The sequence below is a fragment of the Bradyrhizobium sp. genome (assembly GCF_035273305.1).
Taxonomy (GTDB): domain Bacteria; phylum Pseudomonadota; class Alphaproteobacteria; order Rhizobiales; family Xanthobacteraceae; genus Bradyrhizobium.
Window position 1 is genome coordinate 25,212 of sequence record NZ_DATEPI010000302.1, and the last position, 9,257, is coordinate 34,468.

The 9,257-nt window shown below is 62.7% G+C and carries 8 protein-coding genes; 7 read left to right on the forward strand and 1 reads right to left on the reverse strand.

From position 1 onward, the window contains the following. Positions 1-202 precede the first annotated feature (202 nt). The 7 genes from pal (at position 203) to VJV58_RS19965 (ending at position 8,034) form a co-directional block, all read left to right on the forward strand. Positions 203-694 (forward strand): peptidoglycan-associated lipoprotein Pal, encoded by a 492-nt coding sequence (pal, locus tag VJV58_RS19935; protein ID WP_324139089.1) that lies wholly within the window; start codon positions 203-205, stop codon positions 692-694. A gap of 179 nt (positions 695-873) precedes the next feature. Then, the gene (ybgF, locus tag VJV58_RS19940) at positions 874-1,923 is read left to right on the forward strand and encodes a tol-pal system protein YbgF (protein ID WP_324139090.1); all 1,050 of its coding nucleotides are present in this window, start codon (positions 874-876) and stop codon (positions 1,921-1,923) included. A 64-nt stretch (positions 1,924-1,987) separates the two neighbouring features. Next, on the forward strand, positions 1,988-3,085 hold the full coding sequence (gene tilS, locus VJV58_RS19945) for a tRNA lysidine(34) synthetase TilS (protein WP_324139091.1): 1,098 nt from the start codon (positions 1,988-1,990) through the stop codon (positions 3,083-3,085). Positions 3,086-3,346: 261 nt separating this feature from the next. Beyond that, complete coding sequence (gene ftsH / locus VJV58_RS19950) at positions 3,347-5,269, forward strand: ATP-dependent zinc metalloprotease FtsH (RefSeq protein WP_324139092.1); 1,923 nt, start codon at positions 3,347-3,349, stop codon at positions 5,267-5,269. Between the two features lie 184 nt (positions 5,270-5,453). Beyond that, the gene (locus VJV58_RS19955; protein WP_324139093.1) at positions 5,454-6,680 is read left to right on the forward strand and encodes a glycosyltransferase family 87 protein; all 1,227 of its coding nucleotides are present in this window, start codon (positions 5,454-5,456) and stop codon (positions 6,678-6,680) included. A gap of 157 nt (positions 6,681-6,837) precedes the next feature. Beyond that, the gene (locus VJV58_RS19960) at positions 6,838-7,512 is read left to right on the forward strand and encodes a TetR/AcrR family transcriptional regulator (RefSeq protein ID WP_324139094.1); all 675 of its coding nucleotides are present in this window, start codon (positions 6,838-6,840) and stop codon (positions 7,510-7,512) included. A 96-nt stretch (positions 7,513-7,608) separates the two neighbouring features. Further along, complete coding sequence (locus VJV58_RS19965; protein WP_324139095.1) at positions 7,609-8,034, forward strand: OsmC family protein; 426 nt, start codon at positions 7,609-7,611, stop codon at positions 8,032-8,034. A 43-nt stretch (positions 8,035-8,077) separates the two neighbouring features. Here VJV58_RS19965 and pyk read toward each other — a convergent pair. After that, positions 8,078-9,257 (reverse strand): pyruvate kinase (gene pyk, locus VJV58_RS19970; protein WP_324139096.1); only part of this gene is annotated, 1,180 nt, incomplete at its 5' end.

The following is a 9,257-nucleotide window of genomic DNA, read 5'->3' on the forward strand; positions in this document are numbered from 1 at the left end:
CGCTGGTGGAAAAGCCAGGCCTCCGCCGCGCCATCGGCTTGTCTTCACCCTCGCGCCACATTTACAACCCATTAACCACCGCCATTGCTTGTCGCAATTCGAGCGGGTTCGGAAACGCCGCATCAAGGTTGACGGAACGTTCGCTTAACCATCGCCCTGTAGACCGGATCACAGTTCGAACCGTGAGCGTGGAGGCTCCCGAATGAAACATCAGATGCGAATCCTCCAGGGATTAAAGCTGGCCGCCGTAATGGCGGTGGCGCTGTCGATGGGTGCCTGCGCCAACAAGAACCTCGGCGCCGACGGCGCGATGGCAAATGCGGCAGCACCGGGTAGCCAGCAGGATTTCGTCGTCAACGTCGGTGATCGCGTCTTCTTCGAGAGCGATCAGACCGATCTGTCTCCGCAGGCGATCGCCACGCTCGAGAAACAGGCGCGTTGGCTCCAGAGTTATAATCGCTACTCGTTCACGATCGAAGGCCATGCCGACGAGCGCGGCACCCGTGAGTACAACATCGCGCTGGGCGCGCGTCGCGCGCAATCGGTGCGAACATTCCTCGCGTCTCGCGGCATCGATCCATCGAGAATGCGGACGATCTCCTATGGCAAGGAACGCCCTGTCGCGGTCTGCAATGACATCTCGTGCTGGTCGCAGAACCGCCGCGCTGTAACGGTCCTGAACGCCAGCTCGTAGCGTACCTGGTTGTTTCCGGAGTTTCCCCGGCGCCTTTGGCGCCGGTTTTTGTTTTGAAACCAACGTTGGTTCAAAGGCCGCTCGTTCTCATCGGCCTGTCTGTTTCAGTCACATTTTTGGCGCACTCGCTGCCTCAATGTGTTCTGCTTTCGGTGTCACGCCGCTTTCGTCAGGCCAACATGTCATCCAGATTTCAAATATCTACCCGCGCCGCCGCAATGGTCGCAATGCTGACGCTCGCCTCGCAAGCATTGGCGCAGTCCGATGACGCGGATGCGGAAATGCGTATTCAGCGGCTCGAGAATCAGCTGCGGCAACTGACCGGGCAAAACGAGGAACTGCAATATCGCAACCGGCAGCTTGAAGAGCGCCTGCGAGCACTTCAGGGTGGCGCCGCGGCGACACCCGGCGCTCAGCCTGCGATGGCTCAGCCGGGCATGATCCAACCGAGCATTCCCCAGCCCGGCATCGCCCAACCCAACGTCGCGGCGGTGCCCCCGATGCAGCCGGGTCCGGCGTACCGACAACCTGCCTATGAGCCCCCACAGATTGCCGCGCCGGCGCCGATCATGCAGGAGTCGCCGGTGGTGCCGCAGGCGTCAGGTCGGCGCCGCGGCGATGCGTTCGACCCGAACCAGAATCCGAACGCCCCGGGTGCTCCGCGCGCGCTGGGCGGCGGTCAGCTTCCGATTCCGGCCGAGGCGCCGGTCGGCGCTCCCGGCGGCCGCGCGGCCGGCGAGCCGCTCGATCTCGCCAACACTGCGAATGCGGCCACTCCGGCGGCGATGCCGCCAACCCCGCGGCCGCCCGCAGTCGGGACCAGGCTAACGACTTTGCCGCCCTCGGCAGCGCCAAAGGACGAGTTCGATCTCGGCATCGGCTACATGCAGCGCAAGGATTATGCACTGGCTGAAGAAACGATGCGCAATTTCGCGCAGAAATACCCGAGCGATCCGCTGATCGCCGATTCGCAATACTGGCTCGGCGAAAGCTATTTCCAGCGGCAGCAATACCGCGATGCGGCTGAGGCATTCCTCGGCGTCACCACCAAGTTCGATAAATCTGCAAAGGCGCCGGACGCTCTTCTGCGGCTCGGACAGTCGCTGGCCGCGCTGAAAGAAAAGGAAGCCGCTTGCGCCGCTCTTGGCGAGGTGACGCGGAAATATCCGCGCGCTTCTGGCAGCGTCAAATCCACGGTCGATCGCGAGCAAAAGCGGATCAAGTGCTAGGCATGATCCCTCGCATATGGGCTCGGGCTTGACCCGACGGCGCTGACGGTCTTGCAATAAGATCATGCGCTATGACGAAAACCATACCCCAATCTCGGCGAGCGAGGCGAAACAGTTGTTCGGCGCCTGGAAGGCGGCGCCCGCGATTGTCCTGGCGGTCTCCGGCGGTCCGGACTCGACCGCGCTGATGTGGCTCGCGGCGCGCTGGCGTAGGGCTTTGGCGCGCGGTCCGCGCTTGATCGCAGTCACGATCGATCATGGTTTGCGCGCGGAGGCGACGAGCGAAGCGCGCGAGGTCAAGCGTCTGGCCCGCAGCCTCGATCTTCCGCATCGGACTCTACGCTGGAGTGGCGCCAAGCCAAGCACAGGACTGCCCGCCGCGGCGCGTGCCGCCCGCTATACGCTGCTGGCCCGGGCGGCGCGACAGAGCCGTGCAACCCATATCCTCACCGCGCATACCCGCGACGACCAGGCCGAGACGGTGTTGATGCGCCTGCTGCGCGGCAGCGGCATTGCCGGGCTTGCAGCGATGGCTCGGGAAACCGAGCGTGACGGGTTGCTGCTGGCGCGACCGTTCCTGGATGTTTCGAAGTCGCAGCTGATAGCAACACTGAAGAAGGCCAAAATCGAATTCGCTGAAGATCCCACCAACAGCGATCCGGATTTTACCCGGCCGCGCATTCGCGCGCTGATGCCGGCGCTCATTGCCGAAGGTGGAGACCCGCGCAACCTGGCGCGGCTGGCGTCGCGACTTGGACGAGCGAATGCGGCCGTCGAGGTGCTCGCCGACGGTGCCCAGCGATACCTCGCGCTAAGGGACCGCCGATCGGCAGAGGCTGGGCTCGATATTGGCGCTGCCGCTTCAAGGAGCTTCGATGCGGCCGCGTTCGCTGCGATGCCGGAGGAGATCCGGCTGCGCCTTCTGCTGCGCGCGATTAACCAGTTCGGCCACGAGGGTCCGGCAGAACTGGGCAAGGTCGAAGCCCTGTTGTCGGTTCTGGACCGAACTGTCAGCGAAAGCGCTATTCGCGGTCGGCCCAATCCGAACCCTCCAAAACGGGGCGGTGCGCGGGTGAAACAGACGCTCGCCGGTGCTATGGTGAGCCTTGTCGAGGGTAGAATCCGCATCGAACCGGCGCCGTTCCGCCGCCGCCGGCGATAGAGTGGGACCGAATTACCTCCTCGTAAGGTTCAGCTTGAGGCTTTACTGGCTTCGGGAGTCTTAACCACCCGGGAAAGACAAGCATTCGCAGCGCCATTATTTGAACGGGAATTGCGCTAGGATGAGTTAAATAGTCCCATGTGGTTCCCTTGGCATGGACCGGGGCGGCACCTAGATTGTAATGCAGCCCACCGAGAGGCGCTGCTCCCTGCCTGCTCAAGGACATAAGGCCGCGATCCGCGCGACCACGAAGGAAGATCGATGAACGCCAATCTGCGCAACTTTGCCCTCTGGGTCATCATCGTTTTGCTGCTACTGGCGCTATTCACGCTTTTCCAGAATCCGGGTCAACGCGCGTCTTCGCAGGATATTTCGTTCTCGCAGCTTTTGAGCGAAGTCGATCAGAACCACGTTCGCGATGTCGTCATTCAGGGTCCGGAAATCCACGGCACCTTTACCAACGGCTCGAGCTTCCAGACCTACGCGCCGAATGACCCGACGCTGGTGTCGCGCCTGTATAATGGCAAGGTGCAGATCACCGCAAAACCCCCCGGCGATAACGTGCCGTGGTTCGTGTCGCTGCTCGTCTCCTGGTTGCCGTTTATCGCGCTGATCGGGGTGTGGGTATTCCTGTCGCGGCAGATGCAGGGCGGCGCCGGCAAGGCCATGGGCTTCGGCAAATCGCGCGCCAAGATGCTGACCGAAGCGCACGGCCGCGTGACGTTCGAGGACGTCGCAGGCGTCGATGAGGCCAAGCAGGATTTGCAGGAGATCGTCGAGTTCCTGCGCGACCCCGGCAAATATCAAAGGCTCGGCGGCCGGATTCCCCGCGGCGTGCTGCTGGTTGGCCCTCCGGGCACCGGCAAGACGCTGATTGCTCGCGCGGTGGCCGGCGAAGCCAACGTTCCCTTCTTCACTATTTCCGGTTCAGACTTTGTCGAGATGTTTGTGGGCGTCGGCGCGAGCCGCGTCCGTGACATGTTCGAACAGGCCAAGAAGAACGCGCCCTGCATCATCTTCATAGACGAGATCGATGCGGTCGGCCGTCATCGTGGTGCGGGTCTGGGCGGCGGTAATGACGAGCGCGAGCAGACCTTGAACCAATTATTGGTCGAGATGGACGGGTTCGAGGCCAACGAGGGAGTGATCCTGATTGCAGCGACCAACCGGCCCGACGTGCTCGATCCGGCGCTGTTGCGTCCCGGCCGTTTCGACCGTCAGGTCGTCGTCCCGAATCCTGACGTTGTCGGCCGCGAGCAGATACTGAAGGTTCACGTCCGCAAGGTGCCGCTGGCACCCGACATCAATCTCAAGACCATCGCCCGCGGCACACCCGGGTTCTCCGGAGCCGACTTGATGAACCTCGTGAACGAGGCGGCGCTGACGGCGGCGCGGCGCAATAAGCGCATGGTGACACAGGCCGAGTTCGAGGAAGCCAAAGACAAGGTCATGATGGGCGCCGAGCGCAAGTCGCTGGTGATGACCGAAGAAGAAAAGATGCTGACCGCCTACCACGAAGGGGGCCACGCTATCGTCGGCCTCAACGTGATTGCGACCGATCCGATCCATAAGGCGACCATCATTCCGCGCGGACGTGCGCTTGGCATGGTGATGCAGCTTCCCGAGCGCGACAAGCTGTCGATGTCGCTCGAGCAGATGACGTCGCGCCTTGCCATCATGATGGGCGGCCGCGTCGCGGAAGAACTGGTGTTCGGCCGCGATAAGGTCACCTCCGGTGCGGCATCCGACATCGAGCAGGCGACACGTTTGGCTCGAATGATGGTGACGCGGTGGGGACTGTCCGAAGAACTCGGAACGGTATCCTATGGCGAGAATCAGGATGAGGTCTTCCTCGGCATGTCGGTCTCACGGACCCAGAATGCCTCTGAGGCGACCGTTCAGAAGATCGACAGTGAGATCAGGCGACTGGTTGAGGAAGGCTACAACCAGGCCACCAAGATACTCACCGAGAAGCGAGCCGACCTGGAAGCGCTCGCCAAGGGCCTGCTCGAATACGAGACCCTGACCGGCGACGAAATTCAGGATCTGCTCAAAGGCAAGAAGCCTAACCGGGAGTCGGTGCTGGAGCCTACTACGCCCCGCACTTCAGCGGTGCCGCCGGCCGGCAAGCCGCGCCCGCGTCCCGATCCGGATCCCGGCCTGGAGCCGCAGCCGCAGGCGTGATCGCTTCGGCGTTGAAATTGAAAAAACGCGGCAGGTGATGCCGCGTTTTTTTGTGCGCTGATGATGACTCACCGGCGTGTAAATCCCGCCGGTGAATGCAGGGTCTTAAGATTTCCTAAGGCCCCTTTGGCCTATTGATGGAGGTGTACGCGCGCCAAAAGAAAGTGCGCCCAAGGGACCTTGCATGGCTGCGTCCATACCTGCGCCGACCACCGCTCCGGAGCGGAGTGCGATCCCCGCTGCATTGATCAACGTGTGTTTCGTTCTGTTCGTGATCAACGCCTGCTATTTCCCGATCGCGTATTTCTCGCAGTTGTGGATCTACGATCCGGACGGGCGGGGTATCCCGATGGATTTCGTCAACGTGTGGGCGGCGGGGAGGCTCGTGCTGGAAGGCCATGCGGCGCAGGCCTATGACTGGGAGGTCCAGAAGCAGATCGAGCTCGCGGTGCTGGGACAGGATTTTCCCGGGCATTTCGCTTGGCACTATCCGCCGCCGTTCCTGTTCGTTGCATCCTTCCTTGCGCAATTTCCGTATGCGGCCGCCTATATCGGCTGGGTGGCTGTCAGCCTCCTGCCATACCTGGCAATGATGCGGGCCATCGTCGGCCGGCCGTTCGGCTGCCTGCTCGCGATCGCTTTTCCGATGGTGTTCAACAACACGATGGCCGGGCAGAATGGCTTTCTGACCGCGGCGCTTGTGGGAGGGACGCTGTATCTGATGCCAATTCGGCCCGTGCTCGCGGGCGTGTGCCTGGGCCTCTTGAGCTACAAGCCGCAATACGGCCTGTTGTTTCCGATGGTCCTGATCGCAGCCTCACAATGGCGCGTATTCTTCACGGCCGCGTTGGTCGCTGCCGCGATGGCACTTGCGTCATGGCTCGCCTTCGGCACCGAAAGCTGGCAGGCATTTTTCCATTGGATGCCGATGTTCTCGCAGGCGTTCCTGACCGAGGGCAAAGCGACCTGGTGGAAATTGCAGAGCCTCTTTTCGCTGGTCCGCTATCTCGGCGGCACGGAAGCACTGGCCTGGACATTCCAGTGGATCCTGACCGCGGCAGTCGCGGTGGTTCTGGTGATGATGTGGCGTAGCCGTATCCGATACTCCTTGAAAGCCGCCGCGCTGGCGACCGGTACCCTGCTGATCACGCCCTACCTGTTTATGTACGACATGATGGTGCTCGCCGTGCCAGTGGCTTTCCTGATCCGCGCCGGGCTCAGGAGCGGCTTTCGTAGCTATGAGCTTCCGGCTCTGGGATGCGCGCTTGCCCTGATCCTCATTTTCGATTTTTCCGGGCAGCCCCTCGGGCTAGGCGCCACGCTGATTGTCGGCGGCCTAGTGCTGCGCCGCGCCGGTCCTTGGTGGCGGCGACATCCGTTGCTTTCGCCCATGGTCGTCGCGCGGGCTTAACTTCGCGCTTTGATCGCCATTTTTGCGTCTTGTCATCCGGCCTGAATAGTTGTTCAGTTCTTCGCCGCGATCTCTGCAGCCTCGCGGGAAAACAACAATTGCGCGTCGCGCGGCCGCCAACACGGCTCTGGAGGCGCGTACGGGACGAGAAGCGCCAATGGTTTATCGGCGAACCCACCAAGTCGTAAAACGTCTGGCGGCGCGGCGCAGCGCGATTCTGACAGCGGCTCGGCATGCCGCCGCGGAGGCCGGCATGGCAGCAGTCCAAATCGCGCCGATAGCGGTACGCGCCAATGTCGCCGCCGGGACGGTCTATCGCTATTTCCCTTCCAAGGCCGATCTGATTTCCGAACTGATCGCGGAAGTCTCACGTGATGAACTGGCCGCGATCCGCCGCGCAGCGGATGCCGCGCCTGGGCCGTCTTCGGCGCTGGCGGCCGCTGTCACCACCGTCGCGGTGCACGTGCTATCGCAACGCAAGCTCGCCTGGGGGATTTTGGCCGAGCCGGTGGATGTCGACGTGACCGCCTCACGACTGGCAAGCCGGCGCGAAATCGCAGGCGAGATCGCAATCAGGATCGACGCGGCTGTCCGGGCAGGGCATTTACCCGCACAGGACACTACGATTGCCGCGACCGCGCTGCTCGGGGCATTGCATGAATCGCTGGTCGGGCCGCTTGCGCCTGAAAATGTCGAGGATCCCATCAAGCTGCGCGAAGCCGTGCAAACGGTGACACTGCTCGCGTTGCGCGCCGTCGGCGTCATGGATGCCCGCGCCCGCGGGCTGGTGGTGCAGGCGGTGCTGCCGGCGAGGGCGCTGCTGGGCGCGTAAAAACCCGCCATCCGACATCGATTTGGCGCAACAATTCCATACGCCGCGGCGTTTGCCGCGGGATCGGCGAGCATTCACAAGCGGAAGGAGCGAGCTATGACCACGACATCCGGATCGGCCAAGTGGCAGGGCGGCATCAAGGACGGCAAGGGCGCGATCTCGACCAAGAGCGGCGCGCTGAAGGACTATCCTTACGGCTTCGCCAGCCGCTTCGAAGGCAAACCGGGATCAAACCCCGAAGAGCTGATCGGGGCGGCGCATGCGGCCTGTTTCACCATGGCGCTGTCGTTGATTCTCGGCGAGGCGAAGCTCACGGCCGAGCAAATGGAAACCAAGGCCGACGTCACGCTGGAGAAGCAGGGCGAAGGTTTTGCCATCACCTCCGTGCACTTGACGCTGAATGCGAAAGTCCCGGGAGCGGACAAGGCCAAGCTCGACGAACTGGCAGGCAAGGCAAAGGCGGGATGCCCGATCTCGAAGCTGTTCAACACCAAGATCACGCTGGAGACGACGCTGCTCTGAGCCAATAGCGCGCGCTCCGGATGAGACAGTAGAGGACTGCGCGTCACATATCGGCGTCGCCGTCGGGGCCAACCGAGGCGATGCGCACCATATTGGTCGTGCCTGGAGTGCCAAGCGGCACACCGGCGACGATGATGACGCGCTGGCCGGCGCGGGCGAAGCCGTCACGGAAGGCGATCGAGCCGGCGCGGCTGACCATGTCGTCTAGGTCCTTTGCGTCTTCAGCGACCACGCAATGTACTCCCCAGACGGCCGACAATTTGCGTCCGGTGGCAATATTCGGGGTGATCGCCACTACCGGCGGCTTCGGCCGCTCGCGCGCGACCCGCAGCGCGGTCGATCCTGAACTCGTCCAGCAGATGATCGCCGACAGATCCAGGGTCTCTGCGACCTGCCGCGCGGCATCGGCAATGGCATCACCAACGGTAGGCTCCGGTTCGGCACGCTGTGCATTGACTACGCCCCGATAAGTCGGGTCGCGCTCCACTTCCTCGCCGATGCGGTTCATGGTCGACACCGCTTCGATCGGAAATTTGCCGGCCGCTGATTCCGCCGACAACATGATGGCGTCGGCGCCTTCATACACCGCGGTCGCGACATCGGAAACCTCCGCGCGCGTCGGCACCGGACTCTGGATCATCGATTCCAGCATTTGCGTGGCGATCACCACCGGCTTTCCGGCCCGTCGCGCCAGCCGTGTCATCTGCTTCTGAAGACTGGGTACTCGCTCCAGCGGCAGCTCGACCCCGAGATCGCCGCGCGCCACCATTAAGGCATCGCAAGCCTCCACGATTTCAGGGAGGCGGTCGATCGCCTGCGGCTTTTCGATCTTGGCCATCACGGCAGCACGGCCGCGGATCATCTTCTTGGCTTCGTTCACATCCTCGGCACGCTGCACGAAAGAAAGCGCCACCCAATCGATTCCCGTCACCAGCGCTGCTTCGAGGTCGGCCCGGTCCTTTGGCGTCATGGCGGACACCGGCAAGTCGGTGTCGGGGAGGCTGACGCCCTTGCGATCAGACATCTTACCGCCGATCACGACGCGGGTAATGGCGCGCTCAGAAGAAGTTTCCTCGGCGATCAGCCGCACCTTGCCATCATCGAGCAGCAGGGTGTCACCGGGTCGGAGCGCAGCAAGAATTTCCGGATGCGGAAGTTGGACACGGGTGTTGTCGCCCGGCGTCTTCTCGGAATCCAGGACGAAACTTTCGCCGTTTTTGAGC